The 20973-nt window shown below is 61.5% G+C and carries 16 protein-coding genes; 2 read left to right on the plus strand and 14 right to left on the minus strand.

The window, feature by feature from the left end; all coding sequences use genetic code 11:
* Positions 1-87: 87 nt before the first annotated feature.
* The 6 genes from feoB to Q0248_RS05775 all read right to left on the minus strand — a co-directional run bounded on the left by feoB (position 88) and on the right by Q0248_RS05775 (position 8838).
* A complete protein-coding gene (gene feoB, locus Q0248_RS05750) occupies positions 88-2238 on the minus strand; it encodes a ferrous iron transport protein B (protein ID WP_299320650.1) in 2151 nt (716 codons plus the stop codon).
* Positions 2223-3212: a metal-dependent transcriptional regulator gene (locus Q0248_RS05755; protein ID WP_299320651.1), complete on the minus strand. Its 990-nt coding sequence runs from the start codon at positions 3210-3212 to the stop codon at positions 2223-2225. The genes feoB and Q0248_RS05755 overlap by 16 nt, the downstream gene beginning before the upstream one ends.
* Positions 3213-3321: 109 nt before the next feature.
* Positions 3322-4185, minus strand: coding sequence for an RNA polymerase sigma factor RpoD/SigA (locus Q0248_RS05760; RefSeq protein ID WP_211787933.1), 864 nt, complete (start codon positions 4183-4185; stop codon positions 3322-3324).
* 105 nt (positions 4186-4290) lie between these two features.
* Positions 4291-5580, minus strand: coding sequence for a glycoside hydrolase family 57 protein (locus Q0248_RS05765; protein ID WP_299320654.1), 1290 nt, complete (start codon positions 5578-5580; stop codon positions 4291-4293).
* 28 nt (positions 5581-5608) lie between these two features.
* Positions 5609-6868, minus strand: a complete 1260-nt coding sequence (locus tag Q0248_RS05770; protein WP_299320656.1) for a glycosyltransferase family 4 protein — start codon at positions 6866-6868, stop codon at positions 5609-5611.
* Entirely contained in the window at positions 6865-8838 is a 1974-nt protein-coding gene (locus Q0248_RS05775) for a glycogen debranching enzyme N-terminal domain-containing protein (protein WP_299320657.1), read from the minus strand. The genes Q0248_RS05770 and Q0248_RS05775 overlap by 4 nt, the downstream gene beginning before the upstream one ends.
* A gap of 562 nt (positions 8839-9400) precedes the next feature.
* Between Q0248_RS05775 and htpG the strand changes: the two genes are divergently transcribed.
* Entirely contained in the window at positions 9401-11458 is a 2058-nt protein-coding gene (gene htpG, locus Q0248_RS05780) for a molecular chaperone HtpG (RefSeq protein WP_299320658.1), read from the plus strand.
* Between the two features lie 114 nt (positions 11459-11572).
* On the plus strand, positions 11573-12532 hold the full coding sequence (fmt, locus tag Q0248_RS05785) for a methionyl-tRNA formyltransferase (RefSeq protein ID WP_299320659.1): 960 nt from the start codon (positions 11573-11575) through the stop codon (positions 12530-12532).
* Positions 12533-12662: 130 nt separating this feature from the next.
* On the opposite strand, the gene fumC is transcribed toward fmt, so the two are convergent.
* The 8 genes from fumC to Q0248_RS05825 form a co-directional block, all read right to left on the minus strand.
* Complete coding sequence (gene fumC, locus Q0248_RS05790) at positions 12663-14060, minus strand: class II fumarate hydratase (protein WP_299320660.1); 1398 nt, start codon at positions 14058-14060, stop codon at positions 12663-12665.
* Positions 14061-14162: 102 nt separating this feature from the next.
* On the minus strand, positions 14163-14888 hold the full coding sequence (locus Q0248_RS05795) for a glycosyltransferase family 2 protein (RefSeq protein ID WP_299320661.1): 726 nt from the start codon (positions 14886-14888) through the stop codon (positions 14163-14165).
* Between the two features lie 23 nt (positions 14889-14911).
* A complete protein-coding gene (locus Q0248_RS05800) occupies positions 14912-16243 on the minus strand; it encodes a glycosyltransferase (RefSeq protein WP_299320663.1) in 1332 nt (443 codons plus the stop codon).
* 31 nt (positions 16244-16274) lie between these two features.
* A complete protein-coding gene (locus Q0248_RS05805; protein WP_299320664.1) occupies positions 16275-17795 on the minus strand; it encodes a lipopolysaccharide biosynthesis protein in 1521 nt (506 codons plus the stop codon).
* Positions 17796-17802: 7 nt separating this feature from the next.
* A complete protein-coding gene (gene aroC, locus Q0248_RS05810; RefSeq protein WP_299320666.1) occupies positions 17803-18915 on the minus strand; it encodes a chorismate synthase in 1113 nt (370 codons plus the stop codon).
* A gap of 80 nt (positions 18916-18995) precedes the next feature.
* Positions 18996-19577 carry an FKBP-type peptidyl-prolyl cis-trans isomerase gene (locus Q0248_RS05815; protein WP_299320754.1) on the minus strand — a complete coding sequence of 194 codons (582 nt, stop codon included), beginning with the start codon at positions 19575-19577 and terminating at the stop codon, positions 18996-18998.
* 262 nt (positions 19578-19839) lie between these two features.
* The gene (locus tag Q0248_RS05820; protein WP_299320667.1) at positions 19840-20187 is read right to left on the minus strand and encodes a GntR family transcriptional regulator; all 348 of its coding nucleotides are present in this window, start codon (positions 20185-20187) and stop codon (positions 19840-19842) included.
* 8 nt (positions 20188-20195) lie between these two features.
* The gene (locus tag Q0248_RS05825; protein WP_299320669.1) at positions 20196-20969 is read right to left on the minus strand and encodes a hypothetical protein; all 774 of its coding nucleotides are present in this window, start codon (positions 20967-20969) and stop codon (positions 20196-20198) included.
* Between the last annotated feature and the right edge of the window lie 4 nt (positions 20970-20973).

Here is a 20973-nt window from a genome sequence, read left to right on the forward strand (position 1 = left end):
CAGCAGGGTGAGGTCAGAGAAAAGGATCGCCCTGCGCTATAGCCACCAAAGAGGCTAACAGACACAGGGCGAAGAATGTTGCGCGAGCTAAGCGACAAGACGCCAGATGCCCGCCGTGATCATGGTCACGAGGATCCCGAGACCAAGGGGGAGGAAGACGGAGAGTAGCGTCCAGCGCAGGCTGCCTGTCTCCTTATAGATCGTGTAGATCGTCGTGCTACAGGGGTGATGCAGCAGGCAGAAGAGCATAAGGCAGACGCCCGTCATCAGCGTCCAGCCTCCTTGCTGCAGGAGGGCGAAGGTCTCGGCATCGCCTCCCTCCATCAGGACGCCCGCTCCAGCAGGATCACCACCGCCCAGCACCAGCGTCGTGAGCATGAGCACTGTGGGTATGACGACCTCGTTGGCAGGGATCGCCAGGAGGTAGGCCAGGAGGATGACGCCATTGAGCCCCATCAACATCCCTGGGTAGTCCAGCAGCTGGATGAGGTGTGCGGCGACGCTAGCTCCCCCGATATGTACATTGCACGAGAGCCAGATGAAGGCCCCCGCAGGGGCTGCGAAGACCAGGGCACGCCAGAGGACGATCAGCGTGCGGTCGATGAAGGAGGTGTAGAGCGTGCGCCAGAACTGCGGCGGCCTATAGGGCGGCAGCTCGAGGTGGAAGGTAGAGACCTCCCCGTGCAGCACCGTATGGGAGAGCGCCCAGGAGGCACCAAACATGACCAGCACGCCCAGCAGCACGATCGCTAGCACCGCGCCGATGCTTGCCAGCCCCGCATAGGCAGGCGGCACGGCCGCCCCGATGAAGAGCGAGGACAGGAGGATGATGGTAGGCCAGCGCCCATTGCAGAGCGAGAAGTTATTGGTGATGATGGCGATGAGGCGCTCGCGCTCGCTGTCGATGATACGCGTGGAGACGACGCCCGCAGCATTGCAGCCGAAGCCCATGCTCATCGTCAGCGCTTGCTTACCATGCGCCCCACTACGACGGAAGAGCTCATCGAGGTTGAAGGCCACACGCGGCAGATAGCCGAAGTCCTCCAGTAAGGTGAAGAGCGGGAAGAAGATCGCCATCGGCGGCAGCATCACCGACACGACCCAGGCCGTAGTGAGATAGATACCGTCCGCCAGCAGTCCCGTGAGCCACCAGGGGCTACCGAGCGTGACTAGCGCCGAGCGGAAGAGCGGGTGCACCTTCCCCACCAAAAGGTCACTCAGGAGCGAGGAGGGATAGTTCGACCCGACGATGGTGAGCCAGAAGATCACCCCGAGGAGGAGCAGCATGATGGGGAAGCCCCAACGGCGCGAGGTGAGGATGCGGTCGAGCCGCACGTCCAGCGGTAGGCGTCCCTCGACATGGGCCTGCAGCACGACCTCCGAGCAAATGCGGTAGGCGTCGGCATAGATCGACTCCGTCCACTGGTCGTGGAAGTTCTCCCCGATCTCGAGGTGCACCTGACGCGCCAGCTCGAGGAGCTCAGGGGCATCGAAGCGCGCGGTGATCGAGGGGTCGTCCTCGATAAGGCGCGTGGCGATCCACCAGCTGTTAGCAACCTCGGGATAGAGCTCCTCTACCTTGGCCTGGAGCTTCGCGACGAGCTGCGCCGTGTGCTCCGGCAGGCTCTGCCCTCGGTAGGGACGGCAGACGTACTCACCAAGCGCTACGGCGCGTATCTGTACGAGCAGCTCGGGGATGCCCTTGCCCGAGCGGGCACTGGCCCCTACGACGGGGATGCCGAGGCGGCGGGAGAGCGCCTGGAGGTTGATCTCGATCTTATTACGGCGCGCCTCATCAAGGAGGTTCACGCAGAGGACGACCTTATCCGTGATCTGCAGCACCTGCAGCAGAAGGTTCATGTTACGCTCCAGGCGGGTGGCATCGGCAACGATGACCGTGACGTCGGGACGGTCGAAGAGGATGAAGTTGCGGGCGATCTCCTCGTCCTCGCTCGTCGAGGAGAGGGAGTAGGTGCCTGGGAGGTCTACGATCTTGTAGCCCTCGCCAGCGTAGACGAAGGCTCCCTCGGCCTTGCCGACCGTCTTGCCGGGCCAGTTGCCCGTGTGCTGCTTGAGCCCCGTGAGCGCGTTGAATACGGTGCTCTTACCCGTATTGGGGTTCCCCGCCAGAGCTATGGTATAGTGCGTCTCGGCGAGGTGCTCCCCACGACGCTGCAGGGCAGCTGCCTGCGCGGAGGCAGAGGTACAGGAGGTATCAGGACTTATTCTTGAAGGCATAGCTTGGGGTCTTGGATAAGGATATAGCGGGCTTGGTCACGGCGTAGAGCGATGGCGGCCCCGCGTACGATGTAGGCCGTAGGATTGCCCAGCGGACTGCGCATCTCGACGCTGATGTGGCTGCCGCGTACGAAGCCGAGGTCCATCAGACGGCGGCGCATGGGCCCGCGGCAAGAGGGCGAGAGTCCAAGCACGGTGCTGGACTCATCGGGAGCGAGTGTCGAGAGACGCCGCACCTCGGCGGCATGACTCTCCTTGAGCTCCTGCGGGGTGGCCAGACGTAGGTGGAGCGAGCTGAGGAACTGTGCGGGGAGCTCATAGGCCTCCCCCTCGTAGTAGAGGCGACAGATTCCCGACTCCAGCGTCTGCAGCTGGAAGATGGAGTCGCGCGTCAGCCCCAGATCCGTAAGGTAATGATAGGCCTCCACGAGGTCATCCTCGATGTGGAGGACGTAGTACCAGGAGCCCGACTGCAGGGCCTCTAGGGGAAGCGCCTCGGGCAGCTCAGCCTGTACTCCCTCTGCCGTAGGGATGGGGTCGCCATGCGGGTCGTAGAGGGGGTTGCCTAGGAGCGAGGCGATACGCTGGTGCTCGGAGGAGCTGAGCTGGTGCTCCTTGGTATGCGCTAGGCGGTGCCATTCGCTCGGCGTGTAGCCCGAGTGCTCCGCCAGATACAGCTCGTAGAGGCGGTGGGCACGGATGAGCTCGAGGGCACGCTGCTCTCCACGCTCGGTGAGGGCGAAGGAATCGGCAGCGAGATAGCCCTCCTGCCGCAACTGCTGGAGCAGCTCCGAGAGCTCGGGGCCGTGACGCAGGATGGGGCTAGAGCTGGCCTGCGCCCCAGCGGGCTGATGCTGCTGCTCGTAGAGGCTCTTGAGTAGATCCTCGGCCTCGGTATGCCGGACGAGGCGGCGCGGGAGCATCCCGCAGCGCTGTAGCCAGCCGAGCCAATGATGTGCTTGTCGCTTTGTCATCTCTGTAATTATCTATCGGTGCCTAGAGGATCTACACGAGCGCTCATGACCACGCAGTCGGGACTGCGTAGCCATGAGCGTAGACGAGGGGAAGCGGGCTAGGGAGGGGCTAGCCGAGGTAGGGCTTGAGGGAGGCGCAGTGTATGTCGTTGCGCAGCTTGCGTATGGCCTTCTCCTTGATCTGACGCACGCGCTCACGCGTCAGGTCGTACTTCATCCCTATCTCATCGAGCGTCATCTCGGGGTAGCCACAGATGCCGAAGAAGCACTTGACGATCTCGGCCTCACGCTCGGTGAGGTTCGTCAGCACCTGGTTGATCTCGCTGCTGAGCGACTCATCGAGCAGTACGCTATCCGTCGAGGGCGTATCGTCACTGGTCAGTACGTCCAGGAGGCTATTCTCCTCTCCCTCGACAAAAGGGGCGTCGACGGAGATATGCCGCCCTGCGACCTTGAGCGTCTCGGTGATCTTGTCCTCGGGGAGGTTCAGCTCCTTCGCCAGCTCCTCGGCTGAGGGGCGACGCTCGTTCTCCTGCTCGAACTTAGCCAAGGCCTTGGAGATCTTGTTGAGCGTCCCGACCTGATTGAGGGGCAGGCGTACGATACGCGCCTGCTCGGCCAGCGCCTGGAGGATCGCCTGGCGTATCCACCAGACGGCGTAGGAGATGAACTTGAAGCCGCGCGTCTCGTCGAACTTCTCGGCAGCCTTGATCAGCCCGAGGTTCCCCTCATTGATGAGGTCGGGGAGACTGAGGCCTTGGTTCTGGTACTGCTTGGCGACGGAGACGACGAAGCGCAGATTGGCTCGGGTCATCTTATCCAGGGCTCGACGGTCGCCCCGCTTGATCGCCTGGGCGAGCTCTACCTCCTCCTCTATGCTGATGAGCTCCTCGCGACCTATCTCCTGCAGGTAGCGGTCGAGCGAGGCACTCTCGCGATTGGTGATGGACTTCGATATCTTGAGTTGTCTCATAGCGTTCCCTTCTATCTACTGATGGTGAAGTGTCCACTAGATGTCTACATAGCTACAACGCAGGGCTAGGCCCTTTTGTTTGGAGCCGACTCTAGTGGCGCGAGCTCATTGCTTGACTAGGCCCTCGAGGTGCTTGACCTCGGCCTCAAGCTCGGCGATGCGCTCCTGCTGTGCGTGGATCATCTGCTGGTAGGAGTTCAGCTCCTCTGTCTCGATACTACTGGGCGCCTGCTCCTCGACGCGGAGGAGTAGGTCGCTCAGGACGTTCATATAGTTATTGAAGGCATCGTAGGGCGAGCTGTAGGGGCTGTAGGGATGCCCCCCCCAGTTGATCGTATTCATGTAGTAGAAGTGGTCGGCACTCTGTAGACAGAGCCAGTCCATCAAGAGGCTGCGGTCCTCGAGGGCGTGGACACGCTCGCCCCACTGACGGAGTTTCTCGATCACCCCCTGCTGAAGGATATTGCCGTTCCATTCGTTGGTACTCTTCTCCTCACCAGCCCAGCTAATCGGATAGGCTACGGAGATCAGCCCCACTGGGCGCTGGCTATCCAGGAGCTGCGAAGGGGTAGCGAAGGTCACGCCGTAGTCTGCGGCGAGCTTGGGCAGGGCACGGAAGAACTCGAAGATCCCCGTCTCTGCACGATTCATCTCCCCAAGGACCTCATAGTTCATATAGAGGAGGGTGAAGTCCTCACCCTCGGGGAGGTGCTGCACACGCCCCAGGAGCTTGTCTGCCGTGACGGGGTATTCGTGAGAGCTGTAGTTGGAGAAGTGGTTCGTCACCAGCTCGCTCAGACCAGCGTTGCGCAGCAGCAGCTTGGTCTCGGGCGAGACGGCCGAGCCGTAGAGGTAGTTAGGGCTCTTCCACCCCAGGACGTGCTTGGCGCCCTCGGTGATGACGCCCTCATAGCCTAGGGAGGCGAGCTCTAGGGCGATCTCATCCGAATAGATCAGCTCGCTATTGCAGAAGACACGGGAGGGGGCGACGCCGAAGAGCTCGCGCAGCTTGGTCTGCTGCATGCGCACCTGGTTGCGGAACTCTACGGGATCGTAGAGCGAGGATATAGAGTGCGCATAGGTCTCTGCGACGAACTCCACACGCCCCGTAGCCACGAGCTCCCTGAAGCTCTCGAGGAGCTCAGGCTTGCGGTACTCCATCTGCTCCAGCGCTAGCCCTGAGATCGAGAAGCTGACGTGGAAGTCGGGGTAGGTCTTGAGCAGCTCCAGCAGCATGCGGTTCGCAGGGAAGTAGCAGCTATCGGTGATACGATCGAAGACCTCCTCATTGAGGTAGTCATCACTGTAGTAATGGACATTCCCGATATCGAAGAAGCGGTAGCGACGAAGTCGGATGGGCTGGTGTATCTGGAAGCAAAGGCAAATCTTCTTCATAGCTCTAGTGTATAGCGTGTGTCAGAGTTTAGCGTACGTAGCGGTCGTAGATGGCGCGTACCTTGCGCCCGGCGGCCTCCCAGGTGATGCTGTTCACCTCGCGCAGCCCCTCCTCCTTGAGGAAGGCATGCATCTCGGGGTAAGTGATCAGGGCATAGATGGCGTCGGCCATGGCGTCGATGTCCCAGTAGTCTACCTTGATGGCGTAGTCGAGGATCTCGGCGCAGCCCGACTGATAGGAGATGATGGAGGGGACGCCGCACTGCATGGCCTCCAGCGGGGAGATCCCGAAGGGCTCGGAGACCGAGGGCATGACGTAGACGTCGCTGGCCTTGAAGACCTCGTAGACCTGCTGGCCCTTCATGAAGCCCGTAAAGTGGAAGCGGTCGGCGATGTTGCGCTGCGCCGCCAGACGTATCATCGCATCCATCATATCGCCACTGCCGGCCATGATGAAGCGCACGCCCTGCGTCCGCTCCAGCACCTTAGCCGCAGCCTCGACGAAGTACTCACAGCCCTTCTGCATCGTGATACGCCCGAGGAAGGTCACGACCTTGTCCTTGACGCCTCGCTTGTCGGGTAGGGCGAGGATAGCGGGCGAGAGGGGCGTGACGGCATTGTGCACCGTCGTCACCTTGGCAGGATCCTGATGATACTTCTCGATGACGGTACGGCGCGTCAGCTCGCTCACGGTGATGATGTGGTCGGCATGGTTCATCCCGTCCATCTCGATGCCGAAGACCGTGGGGTTGACATTTCCGCGGCTGCGGTCGAAGTCGGTAGCGTGGACGTGCACCACCAGCGGCTTGCCCGTGATCTGCTTGGCATGGATCCCCGCGGGATAGGTCAGCCAGTCGTGCGAGTGGATGACATCGTAGCTCTCGCTGCGGGCGATGACGCCCGCCACGATGCTGTAGTTATTGATCTCCTCCAGGAGGTTGTCCAGGTACTTGCCCGAGAACTCGAAGCAGCCCAAGTCATTGGTCCCGTAGTGCGAGAAGTCCGCATAGATATGATCCCGCAGCTGGTAGTAGAGCTCGGGCGTCATCTTGCCCGCCAGGCGCTCGCGTACGTAGTCGTAGCTCACATCGCGCCACACGACGGGTGTATCCCCTGCGCCGATAATGCGCAGGAAGCTCGTATCCTCATCACCCGAGGGGCGGGGGATGACGAAGGTAATATCCATATCGCCCTGCGCGGCCATCCCCTTCGTCAGTCCATAGCTAGCTGTGCCGAGTCCCCCGAGGATGTGAGGGGGGAACTCCCAGCCGAACATCAATGCTCTCATTCGTATCGTATCATGGGGAGTGTCTGTGTGTCGTATGCCGCCTGGGCCTGCTGGAGCAGATGCAGCGAGCGCAGGATCTCCCCGACGCTCATAGCGAAGGAGATAGCGCCTCTGCCCTTGAAGGGCGGATTGCCGTCGAAGAGCTCGCTGATCGTCCCTACGCCGTGCTCCTGCAGCTCCTCCTCCATCCCGATGAGCGTACGCTCGATGAAGGAGAAGGCGCCACGGCCGTAGAGCTTGAGGTAGGCCTCGAAGTAAGCCCCGAGCAGCCACGGCCATACCGAGCCGTTGTAGTAGGCGCGCTCACGCTGCAGCTGGGTGCCGTGGCACTGCGGCTGGTAGCCCTCGCTCTTGGGGCTGAGGCTGCGCAGCCCCTTGGGCGTGCGTAGCTCACGGGTGATGATCTCGACGACGGAGCGGCGTGTAGACTTAGGTAGCGGGGAGTACGGCAGCGAGGCGGCGAAGATCATGTTCGGCCGCACGCTCCAGTCCTGAGGATGATGAGGCAGGACGTAGTCGAAGAGGTAGCCATGCTCATTGATGAAGGTGCGGCAGAAGCTCGTCTGCACCCGCCCTACCAGCTCCTCGAGCTCGGGCGTCCACCTGCTAGGCAGCACCTCGCGGTAGAAGCAGAGGGCATTATACCACAGGGCGTTGACCTCCACGAGGTAGCCCTCACGGCGTACGACGGCCTGCCCGTCGATCTTGGCATCCATCCAGGAGAGCGGCTTGCCATCGCCGAGGATGTAGCAGAGCCCCGTCTCGTCGATGCGGAGATTGGGGTGCACATTGCGCAGATAGTAGTGAATCAGCTCATCGAGGAAGTCCCCATAGCGGCTGACCATATCGGCAGGGCTCGACCAGGCAGCATACTGCTGCAGCGCCCACACCGCCCAGAGGCCTACGTCGGGCTCGTTGATCCCGCGTATCTCCTCGGAGATGCTGACCTGGCTCATGAAGTTGCGCAGCTCGGGGATAGCCGTATCCATGATCCTATAGTAGCGCTCGGGGGCGTCGGCATAGATAGAGCAGCCCGGGAGGGCGACGAAGAGGTCACGGGCACGCACCCCGAACCAAGGGTAGCCCGCCAGCAGGTAGCCGTGGGTCGCGTCGGGGCGGTAGTAGAACTGTAGTGCCGAGTTGAGCAGGCAGCTACGGAAATCCTCGCGCACGGTACGCATCGCCAGCTCCTCGTCGAAGAGCTGGGCGAAGCTACGCGGATCCGCCTCATCGAGGCCTGCCGAGAAGTAGATGGACTCGCCGAGCTCGATATCGAGCTCGAAGTATCCCGGCACGTAGAGATCCTCGGTGTACTCGTAGCCGCGCTCGCGCTCCTTGATGTACTCGATGCGCTCATTCCAGTGCGCGTCGGCGACGAAGCGTCCCTGCTTGGATAGCTGCAGATAGAGTCTCGGGTAGCCTGGATAGAGGCAGAAGCTGACGCCAGACGTCGCCTCCTGATAGCTACCATCGAGCTGATCATTGCGGTGCGTCAGCATCTTCACGTCGCGGAAGGCAAGGAAGGGACTCAGGCGGAGCGTCGTCTGGCTGTGCGCCTCTAGGAGGGTGTAGCGAATGAGCGCCCTATTGACGTAGTGGCAGAAGATGAACTCCTTGCGCAGCACGACCCCACCGACGCGGTAGGTCGTCGAGGATACGACGTCGACATTGTACTCACGGATATACTTGTGTCCCTTGGGGCTGAAGACATCGCCCTCATACTCGTGGATCCCGACATTGAAGGGCACCCCGTGCTGCACGATCGTCAGGTCTAGGCTGGAGAGGAGTACGTGATTATTGGGACTAAGTGTAGGGATAGGGACGACGAGCACACCATGGTATTTGCGGGTATTACAGCCGACGATACTGGAGCAACAGTAGGCGCCCTTTCGATTCGTACGGATGTACTCACGCTGCGTGGACTCATCCAAGTTAGCCATCAGTCGGCGGTCAAACTTGAGGTAACTCATTCGGTTCTTGTTCGTATAGTGCCCAGCGCCTCTCCCCTACCATCTAGAGGTAGGGCAGCAGTGCTCAGCAGCTGTGTAATATTCTCCCGCTAAGTTACGAATTAAGATAATGCAAGTCAAGCCAGCCGAGGGGCTGCGCGCCCCGAGTATATAGGCTCGGCGGGAGGCCTCCTCGAGGGGGGCAAGCACCCCCAGCAAAGGGCCCCGCTCCTCTGACCTATCCCTGAGGCAGCTAACTGGTATCAGTCAGCGAGCTGAGGGACGTCCATCAGCGAGCCGAGGGGTATCAGTCAGCAGCCTTGAGGGATATCAGTCAGCCACCCCCAGAGCTAGAGGGATCTAAGGGGACAGCGTCCTCTAAGCCCCACGAGCCCTCAGGAGCCCCGCTGCTCGCTGCCGCAGCGCACCTCTCCGAGCCGTGGGCTAGCACACGCCCCGAGACCAGAGGGAGCAGCATCGCGACAGGACTCTGTGCCATTCTGTCACGCTACCCGTCCTGGCACTCCCTTTGCCTAGAGAACTGCAACTAAGTAATCAACGACATACATCCATTGATAGATCTATGAGCAAGCAAGGAAAAATCGGAGTGACGAGCGAGAACATCTTCCCCGTCATCAAGAAGTTCCTCTACAGCGAACACGACATCTTCCTCCGTGAGCTGGTATCCAACGCTGTGGACGCCAGCCAGAAGCTCCGCGCGCTGGCCAGCGCAGGCGAGTACAAGGGGGAGCTCGGGGAGCTCCAGGTACGCGTGAGCTTCGATCCCGAGGCCAAGACCATCACCATCAGCGACAGCGGGATAGGGATGACAGCCGAGGAGGTAGAGAAGTACATCAATCAGATCGCCTTCTCAGGCGCCGAGGAGTTCCTCGACAAGTACAAGGATGACAAGGTAGCCATCATCGGCCACTTCGGGCTGGGCTTCTACTCCTCCTTCATGGTCTCCAGCCGCGTAGAGATACAGACGAAGTCCTACAAGGAAGGCGCTGAGGCCGTCCACTGGAGCTGCGAGGGCAACCCCGAGTACATCCTCGAGCCCGGCAGCCGCAGTGAGCGCGGTACGGACATCATCCTACATATCGACAGCGAGAGCGAGGAGTTCCTCAGCAAGGACAGACTGACAGCCCTACTCAATAAGTACTGCAAGTTCCTCCCCATCCCCATCATCTTCGGCAAGAAGCAGGAGTGGAAGGACGGCGCCTACGTGGATACCGACCAGGACAATCAGATCAACGACATCCACCCCGCCTGGACCAAGAAGCCCAGCGAACTGACGAAGGAGGACTACATCGCCTTCTACCATCAGCTCTACCCACAGACGATGGAGGAGCCCCTCTTCTGGATCCACCTCAACGTAGACTACCCCTTCAACCTCACAGGGATCCTCTACTTCCCCAAGGTCAAGAACCAGATGGAGCTGCAGCGTAATAAGATCCAGCTCTACGCCAACCAGGTCTTCGTCACCGAGGAGGTCGAGGGCATCGTCCCCGAGTACCTCACCCTGCTGCACGGCGTACTGGACTCCCCCGACATCCCGCTGAACGTATCCCGCTCCTACCTGCAGAGCGACGCCCAGGTCAAGAAGATCTCCAACCACATCGCCAAGAAGGTCGCCGACAAGCTGGACGAACTCTTCCGCAACGAGCGTAGCCTCTTCGAGGAGAAGTGGGAGAGCCTCAAGGTCTTCGTCCAGTATGGGATGCTCTCCGACGAGAAGTTCTACGAGCGCGCTGCTAAGTTCAACCTCCTGACCGACCTCGAGGGCAAGCTCTACACCATCGAGGAGTACCGCACGCTCACCGAGTCCAGCCAAACGGACAAGGACGGGCAGCTGGTATGGCTCTACGCCAATGACAAGGAGACGCAGTACAGTGCCATCGAGCGCGCCACCGCCAAGGGCTACTCTGTCCTCCTGATGGACGGCCCGCTGGATGTACACGCCATCTCGCAGCTCGAGCAGAAGCTGGAGAAGACCCGCTTCGTACGCGTCGACTCCGACTCCATCGACAAGCTCATCGCCAAGGACGAGCAGCGTGAGGTCTCCCTCTCCTCTGAGGAGCAGCAGGCCCTCAGCCAGATCTTCCAGGCACGCCTCCCCCGCGAGGAGAAGCGTAACTACCACGTGACCTTCGAGGCCCTAGGTGAGGACGCCGATGCCGTACTCATCACGCAGGGCGAATTCATGCGCCGCATGCAGGAGATGGCACGCCTCCAGCCAGGGATGAACTTCTACGGCGAGCTCCCCGAGGGCTACAACGTCGTCCTCAACAGCGACCACGCCCTCATCAAGCGCCTCCTGAGTGAGGAGCAGACGAGCGTCGAGCCCAAGCTCGGGACGCTGCGTGAGGAGCTGAAGGCACAGACCGAGCTCGTCGAGGCAGCCCGCACCGTACAGAATGCCAAGAAGGCCGACGAGGTCACGGCAGCCGAGCGTGAGGAGCTCGAGAGCCTGAGCTACAAGCAAGCCGAGCTCGAGGGCAAGATCAACAGCGAGCTCCAGCGCTTCGGGCAGGAGACTGCACTCGTGGGGCAGCTCGTAGACCTGGCGCTCCTAGGCAGTGGCCTGCTGAAGGGCGAGGCACTGGCGCGCTTCATCCGCCGCTCGCAGGAGCTGCTCTAAGCCTAGCCTCTTAAGACACTTAGCCTACCACCCTCCCTCGTGGAGCGTGGTAGGCTAAGTCGTTTTCAGCCGAAAGGCCGTACTTTTGTCTCCGTCTAACGCAATCGCTCCCCTATGACTAAGGATCAACTACGTATCGTCTATATGGCGACGGCAGACTTCGCCCTACCCTCGCTCCAGCTGCTCGTCGAGAGCGGCTACCACATCGTGGCCGTCGTCACGATGCCCGACAAGCCTGCGGGCCGCGGGCAGAAGCTACAGCAGAGCAAGATCAAGACCTACGCCCAGAGTGTAGGCCTCGAGGTGCTGCAGCCCGTACGGCTCAAGGATGAGACCTTCGTCGGCCGCCTCCGTGAGCTCACCCCCGACCTCGGGATCGTCGTCGCCTTCCGCATGCTACCCGAGGTCGTCTGGTCGCTCCCCCGCTTCGGCACGATCAACCTCCACGGCTCCCTCCTCCCCCGCTACCGAGGTGCCGCCCCCATACACTGGGCAGTGATCAATGGCGACACGGAGACGGGCGTCACCACCTTCCGCCTCAAGCACGAGCTCGATACGGGCAACATCCTCCTGCAGGCACGCACCCCCATCGCCCCCGAAGATACCACGGGCACGGTCTATGAGCGCCTCATGCACCTCGGCGCCGAGACGCTCCGTCAGACAGTAGACCTCTTCCTCCAGGACGAGGAGCCCAAGGGGCAGGCGCAGGAGGAGCACGACGAGGCCCCTAGCGCAGCACCCAAGCTAGACAAGGAGAATACCGAGCTCCGCTGGACGCGCACGGCCCGCGAGCTACACAATCAAGTCCGCGGCCTCACCCCCCACCCAGGCGCCTGGTGTACGCTCAGCATCGAGGGGCATGAGCCCCTCACCTTCAAGATCCATGAGACGGAGGTACTCCCCGAGAGCGAGCTGCCCGCCACGCCCCTGGCACCGGGAAGCATCGTCATCGGCCCCAAGCAGCGCCTGGAGGTCGCCACAGCCTCGGGGCACCTCGTCATCAAGACACTCCAGCCCCCAGCCAAGAAGGCTATGGCTGCCTCCGCCTACCTCAATGGACTGAGGAACAAATAGCCCGCCGCTCCCCTCCTCCCCTCCTAGGCTGCCACCCCTAGGCAGTCCCTCAGCAGGGCACAAAGCAAATCGCCCCCACACTCCAGTATGCGGAGTGTGGGGGCGATGCCTTTAGAGGGGAGCGATACGCTTAGTCGAGGGGGTGTACCATATCCTCGGGGCGTACCCACTTGTCGAAGTCCTCAGCGGAGACGTAGCCGAGGCGCAGCGCCTCTTCCTTGAGCGTCGTGCCGTTGCGGTGCGCGGCGTTGGCGATCTCAGCGGCCTTGTAGTAGCCGATGTGCGTATTCAGCGCCGTCACAAGCATCAGGGACTTATTGAGCAGCTCCTGGATGCGGGGGTGGTTAGGCTCGATACCCGAGACGCAGTGGATATCGAAGGAGACGGCTGCATCCCCGAGCAGCTCGGCGCTCTGGAGGAAGTTTGCAGCCATGACAGGCTTGAAGACGTTGAGCTCGAAGTGGCCCTGCATGCCTGCCACCGAGATCGTCGTGTCATTCCCTACAACCTGAGCACAGACCATCGTCATAGCCTCAGCCTGCGTGGGGTTCACCTTACCAGGCATGATGGAGGAGCCGGGTTCGTTGGCAGGGATGATGATCTCACCGATACCGCTACGAGGGCCAGAGGCGAGGAGGCGGATATCGTTGGCGATCTTGTTCAGCGAGACAGCCACCTGCTTCAGGGCGCCGTGGGTCTCGACAATAGCGTCGTGGGCAGCCAGCGCCTCGAACTTGTTCTGAGCCGTCACGAAGGGCAGCCCCGTGAAGTCGGCGATGTGGCGTGCTACCACGACATCGTAGCCCTTAGGCGTATTGAGTCCCGTACCTACAGCCGTACCGCCGAGAGCGAGCTCCGCCAGGTGAGGCAGCGTGTTCTCGATGGCCTTGATGCCGTGCTCGAGCTGTGCAGCGTAGCCGCTGAACTCCTGCCCCAGTGTCAGAGGCGTAGCGTCCATGAGGTGCGTACGACCGATCTTCACTACGTCGGCCATCTCCTTAGCCTTTGCATCCAGTGCCTTGTGCAGCTGGCGCAGACCTGGGAGCGTGACCTCGACGACCTTCTTATAGCAGGCGATGTGCATGCCTGTGGGGAAGGTGTCGTTGGAGGACTGGCTCTTGTTGACGTCGTCGTTAGGGAGGAGCGTCTTCTCACCCTCGCCGATCTTCTTCCCAGCGAGCTGGTGCGCTCGGTTAGCGATGACTTCGTTGACGTTCATATTGCTCTGCGTCCCCGAGCCCGTCTGCCAGATGACCAGAGGGAACTGATCGTCGAGCTTACCAGCGAGGATCTCGTCACAGACAGCGGCGATGAGGTCGCGCTTCTCGAGGGAGAGTACCCCGAGCTCATGGTTGGCATAGGCTGCGCCCTTCTTGAGGTAAGCGAAGCCACGCACTACGTCCAGAGGCATGGAGGCCGCGGGACCGATCTTGAAGTTGTTGCGTGAGCGCTCGGTCTGTGCGCCCCAGAGCTTGTCAGCAGGCACCTGGACCTCGCCTAGGGTGTCCTTCTCAATTCTGTATTCCATTGTTGATCGTGTTGATAGGTGTATATCTAGTTCTTGGTGCAAATGTAAGGGAGAATTCCTAAAGAACCACATAGGCCGCGCTAAGGCTCTTAGAGCGAGCTGCTAGCGCTGGCGCTGCAGGACGAAGGAGAGGTGTCGCAGCAGCGTGCGCCCTAGACCGTAGTGGCGGCGCATCACGTCGAAGCGCTCCAGGAGCGAGGCGCGGTGGTTGGCCGTCGTCGTCCCCTCATTGAGGTAGAGGGCTATGACCTCGGGGTAGAAGTAGTAGCTGCGCGCCTCCTTCATAGCTCGTATGCACCAGTCGACATCGGCCGAGAAGCGGTAGCGTAGGTCGTACTCAGGCGCGAGGCTTCGCCTCACGATGAAGGCTTGATGACAGACTAGCATCCCTCGCTCGAAGCTCTGCCAGCCGAGCTCCCGCGGTGGACGGAGGCGGCGCAGCCCCAAGTCTCTGTCCTCGCTATCGATGAGGCGCGTGTCGCCGTAGATGATGTCGGGGAGGGAGTCGGCGCAGCTGGCCGCTACGAGCTCAGCTACCGTGTCGGCACTTGGTAGGGCGTCGCCGGCATTGAGGTACCACAGGTAGTCCCCCGTGGCTCGAGCTCGGCCCTTATTCATCGCGTCGTAGATCCCCTTGTCGGGCTCACTATAGACCTTCGCCTGAGGGGCCAGCTCTGCCACGAGCTGTAGGGTCGCGTCCTTGGAGGCGCCGTCGATGATGAGGTACTCTATATGGGGGTAGGTCTGCGCCGCGACGCTGCGGAGCGTGCGCTCAATGCAAGAGGCGGCATTGTAGCAGATGGTGATGATCGTGATACGTGGAGTCATATATACTAAGGTATAGCCTGGAGCTAAGGTGTAGGCTGGAGTGCGGCAGCGTAGAGGCGGGCAAGCTCGGAGGCAATACGGTCGGCGCTGAAGCGCTGCACGGAGCTGCGGCAAGCCTCTCGGTCAAAGCGGCCCTGCCCCCGACGCTCCAGCAGCTCGATGAGGCGCGCCGCGTATTGCTTGGGATCAAAGGCCTCAATAAGGTAGCCCGTACGCCCGTCCTCAATGATGTCCTCGGGGCCACCACAGCGGAAGCTAAGGACAGGCGTACCCACCGCGAGCGCCTCGGAGAGCGTCTGCCCGAAGGTCTCGTAGACACTCGTCGAGAGTACGGCGTCGCTGTGCGCGTAGATCGCTGCGAGTTCGCGGCGATCGCTGACCCGCCCTAGGCTGATGTGGCTGAGGGCAAGGTCATCAAAGTAGCCCTGCCGCTTGGTCTCCCCGACGAGGACAAGGGTCGTGCGTGCGGCGAACTCGGGGGACTGGGCTCGGAAGGCACGCGCTATGGCCTTCAGCAGTTCGGGACCCTTCACCACATCATCCAGCCGCGCGGCTACGAGGGTGAGGTAGTAGCGTCCCGCCTCGTGCCAGCTGGGCACGGGCATGGCCTCGGCCGTCTGCGGGGAGAAGAGCTCTAGGTCTATGGGATTGGGGAGGACAAGGGCAGGGCGCGCCGAGCGCATCAGCGGGCTCTCACCGAAGAGCGCTGCCTCCGCCGTGCTCACTGCTATATAGTGGAAGGCAGGGGAACTGAGGAAGACCTTGCGCTGCCAGATCTGACGAGAGAGGTCATGCTCTGAGCGGCTGGAGAGCAACGGGCAGTAGCCGCAGCCCTCACGGTAGCGGGGACAGAGCTCAGCCCCCGAAGCCGAGAGCTCCAGCGGCAGGTGGCAGATGCCCGTCGCCATCCACAGATCGTGCAGCGTGGCAAAGACGGGCTTACCGAGGAGGCTGAGGCGCTGGAGTCCACGCAGCGAGAGGAAGCCCTGATTGATCCAGTGCAGGTGCAGCACATCCGCCCATTGCACCCAGGGATGGCGGCTCACATCGAAGCCCCAGCGCGCCGTCGAGACGCGGAAGAGGCGTCCGCGGTCGCGTCCATTACGTAGGTAGATCTCCGCTCGCTCCAGAACGAAAGCAACCTTCGCCCAAATGCGCGCCCCGCTTCCATCGAGGACGGAGCGAACGGCTGCTGCATCCCCCTCACCACCATGCAGCACCAAGAGCCGCGCCTCCAGCCCTATGGAAGAGAGCCCCTCGAGGAGCCTACGGCAAGCCTCGGCAGCTCCCCCACCCTGCTCTGCAGTACACAGGAGCAGGACCTTGAGTGGACGCTGAGGATTTGGACTAGGCATAGCGAAGGGAGGTAAGGATGATGGGACAGGCCTAGCGGCGGAACTTGGCAGGGAGTCTCCCCTCCAGCATACTCATCAGCTCGGGGGTGATGCGCATCACGAGGAGGCACAGCAGGAGTAGCAGCCCGATGAGGGCCGAGCGCACGAAAAGATCCGCCCAGACCGAGCTCATACGCGGCAGGAGGCTATCCGCCCCCCAGGCGAGGAAGGCGATGGGCAGCGTGTAGAGCATACGGAGGCTGAAGGGATGCACCCCGATCTTGAGGCTCACGAGGCCCTGCTGTAGGCCGTAGCTGACGAGATTGGTCAGGAGCATCGCCAACGCCGCGCCCATCGTACCGAAGTGCGGGATGAGGTAGATGGTCGAGACGAAGGACATCACCAGCACACTGATGGTGTAGTAGACATTCCAGTAGTAGTAGCGCGAGGTGCTCACCACCGTATGGCTGCAGGTCAGGGTTAGCTCCACGAGCTTCGCCAGCCCGAGGAAGAAGAAGATCCACTTGCCGCCAGCGAACTGCTCCCCGTTGGGCATGATGGCGAAGATGCTGTCTATGTTCACCCAGATCATGATGAAGATCAGGAGGCCAGAGAGCAGCTGGTAGAAGCCCACGAGGCGGTACACATCCTCGACGCGCTGCTTATCGCCCTCCTTGGCTGCCTCGGCGATCTTAGGCGCGGCGACGCTGAGGATAGCCCGCATCGGGATCTCGATGATGGAGACCATATAGAAGGCCATCGTATAGACCCCTGCCGAGGAGAGCCCCCCCTTATCGATGAAGGCAACCATGAAGAGGTCCATACGCCCCGAGAGCGTGATCCCGATCGAGGTCAGCGTATAGAGCGCCGAGTAGCGATAGAAGCCGCGACGCATCTCGGGGGAGACGTAGGCGGAATTGTGCCTTAGGCTCAGGGGCGTGATGCGCCCGAGGTAAGCCCCGCTGGCGAGCATGCAGACGCCGAAGCTCCCGATGAAGCCCCACATCATCGTCGTGAAGTCGATGTAGCCAAAGGCGTAGGCCAGGTAGCAGGCCAGCTGGAGGACGCGCAGCAGCACCTCCTTGATCCCCTTAGGTACGGCCACACGCAGCAGCTGGTAGGTGTAGAGCTCCAGCAGTGTCCAGCCCATCGTGAAGAGCGTGAGGGGGATGACGGCGTAGTAGAAGTCAATGAGCAGCGGGCTATTGGTGCTATAGAGCCCCACCAGCGGCTGACGCAGCAGCACGTAGAGGAGGCTCATCACAGCGGCACCCACCAGGCCTACCACGGTGACGTAGTAGAAGAAGCCGTGGTTGGGCCCATCCTCAGCGCGGTAGGGATTGGTCGGGCTGTCCTTGAAGAAAGGGAAGTAACGACTCAGCGAATAGGTCATCCCGAGGAGTCCTAGGCCCGAGAGCTGGGTCGCCAGCTCGGGCAGGAGGCGTGTCAGCCCGATCTCCTCGGGCGTAAGGTACTTGGCCAGGATGAAGAAGGTCGTCACGAAGCCTATCCCTACGCCGATGTAGGTGACGAGGGTACCGAGTATGCTTTCCTTGGCAGCTAAGCTGGGCATGGACTATCTATATATGTAGGGGACGCGCAGCCTGGCGTCCGAGGTATTCGAGGTAGAGATCAGCCAGAGTCAGCGCAGCCATAGCCGCGACGACAGGCACCGCACGCAGCGCCACACAGGGATCGTGGCGCCCCTCTAGGGTGAAGCTCGTGGGCTGCCCCGAGCGGGTCACCGTCTGCTGTGGCTGACTGATGGAGGAGGTGGGCTTGAAAGCGATGCGCAGCGTGAGGTCCTCGCCCGTAGTGATACCTCCGAGGAGACCGCCCGAGTGATTGGTCCGTGTGGCGATACCCTCGGAGCTGGGGACAAACTCGTCCCGTACCGCAGAGCCACGAGCTGCAGCCAGCGCGAAGCCGCCGCCGATCTCGAAGCCCTTGGCGGCATTGATGCTCATCATCGCCGACGCTAGGCGCGCGCTGCACTTGTCGTAGAGCGGCTCCCCAAGCCCCACGGGTAGGCCCGTGATGCGGCAGCTGACGACGCCCCCGACGCTATCGCGTGCCGCACGCGCGGCCTCGATCTCGGTGAGCATCGCCTCGGCGTAGTCGGGGTCAGGGCAGGGGAAGGAGCCCGAGAGCTGCTGGGAGAGCTGCAGGCGCTCCGCCTCACTGAGGCTACGAGGCGGCTCAGTCTCGGGGAGCTCGACGCCCCCCACAGCGCTAAGGTAGGCGTAGATCCCTACCCCACGGCTGGCGAGCCACTGCTCACAGAGAGCACCTGCAGTGACACGTACGACCGTCTCACGCGCTGAGGCACGTCCGCCGCCACGGGGATCGCGCAGGCCGTACTTCGACTCGTAGGTGTAGTCGGCGTGCCCAGGGCGGTAGAGCTCGGCCAGCGCCTCGTAGTCGCGGCTACGCACATCGGCGTTGGTGATGACGAAGGCAAGCGGCGTACCCGTCGTGCGTCCCTCATAGAGCCCTGAGAGGAAGCGCAGCTCATCGGCCTCGGCTCGCGGGGTCGTCCCGCGCTGGCCGCCTCGCCGCTGGGCGAGCCTACGCTGCAGCAGCTCCTCGTCGATACGAAGTCCCGAGGGGAAACCATCGAGGACACCCCCTACAGCCTCTCCGTGCGACTCGCCGAAGGTCGTCAGTCGGATCAGTCTACCTATACTATTCACGCACTCCTGTGTACATAGCGACGGATGCCCTAGGGGAGGTCTTCCTCCCAAGGCATCCGTCCTATCATTTCAATGTATGCTTAGTGGCAGCCACAGCCACCACCGCAGCCGCCGTGCTCCTTGTGCTCATGCCCTTCGTCGTCATGACCACAGCCGCAACCGCAGCCACCATCATGACCTCCGAAGAAGGCCTCGATCTCCTCGGGCGTAGCCTCATGGACATCGTAGACCTCGCCGATGAAGTGGAGCTCCTCGCCCGCTAGAGGGTGGTTGAAGTCCATGACGACGATGTCCTCACGGATCTCCAGGACGCTACCGCGGATCATCTCGCCATCAGGCGTATAGAGTGGCAGCGTAGCGCCCTCCTGTACATTGGCGTCCAGCTCGCCCTCAGGCGTGAGGAACATCTCCTTGGCCAGCTCATGCACCGCCTCATCCACGCGAGGGCCGTAGGCCTGCTCACTGGTGAGGGTGAAGTCGAACTTATCCCCCGCCTTGAGGCCGAAGATATGCTTCTCAAACTCGGGTAGCATCATCCCCATACCCTGGATATAGGTCAAGGGGCGTTCGGGGCTCGTCTCCTCCATGAGGACGCGTTCCTCGGAGTTGCCTACATAGAGTTCGTAGCCGAGGGACACGAACTTATTGGGCGCAACAGTCATACTCATATTCTGTCTTGTCTAGTTAAAGGGGCCCTACACTCGGGTAGGGCTAGTCTGTAGGTGCAAAGATAGTCATTTTAGCCCTTAGCCCCAGCCCGCTGCCTCGCCTAGAGCGCAGGGAGGCCAGCCCGCGACGCTCGGGACGAGGGCGAGCCCAAGAGCCAGCGCCAGCTCCCCCGAGGGCGTTGTATAACGTTCCCCAGAGGATGCTGGCGCTAAGCTTACCAATCCACATCTAGATGAGTCGAGGGGCAAGGTAGGGCTAGAGCCCGAGCTCCTGCCGCAGCTCTTCATCTGTGATGCCGAGCTGGGCGACGATGCGCTTGAGGCGTGGGATTGTCTCCTCGTGGAAGAGACGACGACGCTGCTGGCGCACCAGCTCCAGCGCTCCTGGGGAGACGAAGAAGCCGATCCCACGCTGCGTATGGATCAGCCCCTGAGCCCCGAGGCGCTCGTAGGCGTGCACCACGGTATTGGGGGCGACCTGCATCAACACGGCCATCTCACGCACCGAGGGGATACGCTGGCCCTCGGTGTACTCGCCGTCGAGGATGCGCTCAGCCACCAGCTCGATGATGTAGCCGAAGCCTATGTTCTTAGTCATGTTCATCCTTAGATTTACTTGATCTGCAAGGTGCGCAGGCGGTAGTAGAGCCCAGCCACGAGGCCGAGGTCTAGGAGGGAGAAGACGATGCGCTGCACGAGCATATCGTGCTCCCAGCTTCGGACAAATTCCTCCGGCGTGACATAGGACATATGGATAGCCATGAACCCATACATAATCACCCCCGAGAAGAGCAGGACGAGGATCAGCCCCAGCACGGCGAAGCCTACAAAGACATTGTGGAAGTACATCATACAGAGTGCCGAGAGGAAGGCGATGAAGAGGAGCCCAGGCAGCGCATTATATAGTCCTACAAGGGTACGCTCTAGCCCTAGAGAGCCGAGGAAGATGTAGCCCTCCGCGGGCTGATAATAGAGCTGCAGCAGCCCTGTCAGCAGTAGTACCGCCAGGCAGGTGACGAGCGTGTAGCAGAGGATCACCAGAGCCATCGAGCAGAGCTTCTCGAAGGCACTGGAAGGGATCTGCGTGTAGGCCGTGGGCTGTACCTGGTGCACCACACGATTGACCCAGACCAGACTGAAGAGGCCTAAGCCCATGACATAGAAGAAGAGCAGGCTACCATCACCATAGCCCCAGGCGAAACTCTGAAAGGCCGCCCCTAGGTCGAAGCCAGAGGTCGCGATACGGAGCAGCAGCGGGATGGCGATGAAGATGATCGCCATGATCAGCTGGAAGAGGAGGAAGGTCGAGAGCGTGTCGTAAATGCTCTGGCGAGTCTGTAGATAGATGCGCCCACAGACCGAGCTGTGTAGAGAAGAGGTATTCATTGTC

The organism is uncultured Porphyromonas sp. (assembly GCF_938046015.1).
Classification (GTDB): Bacteria; Bacteroidota; Bacteroidia; order Bacteroidales; family Porphyromonadaceae; genus Porphyromonas.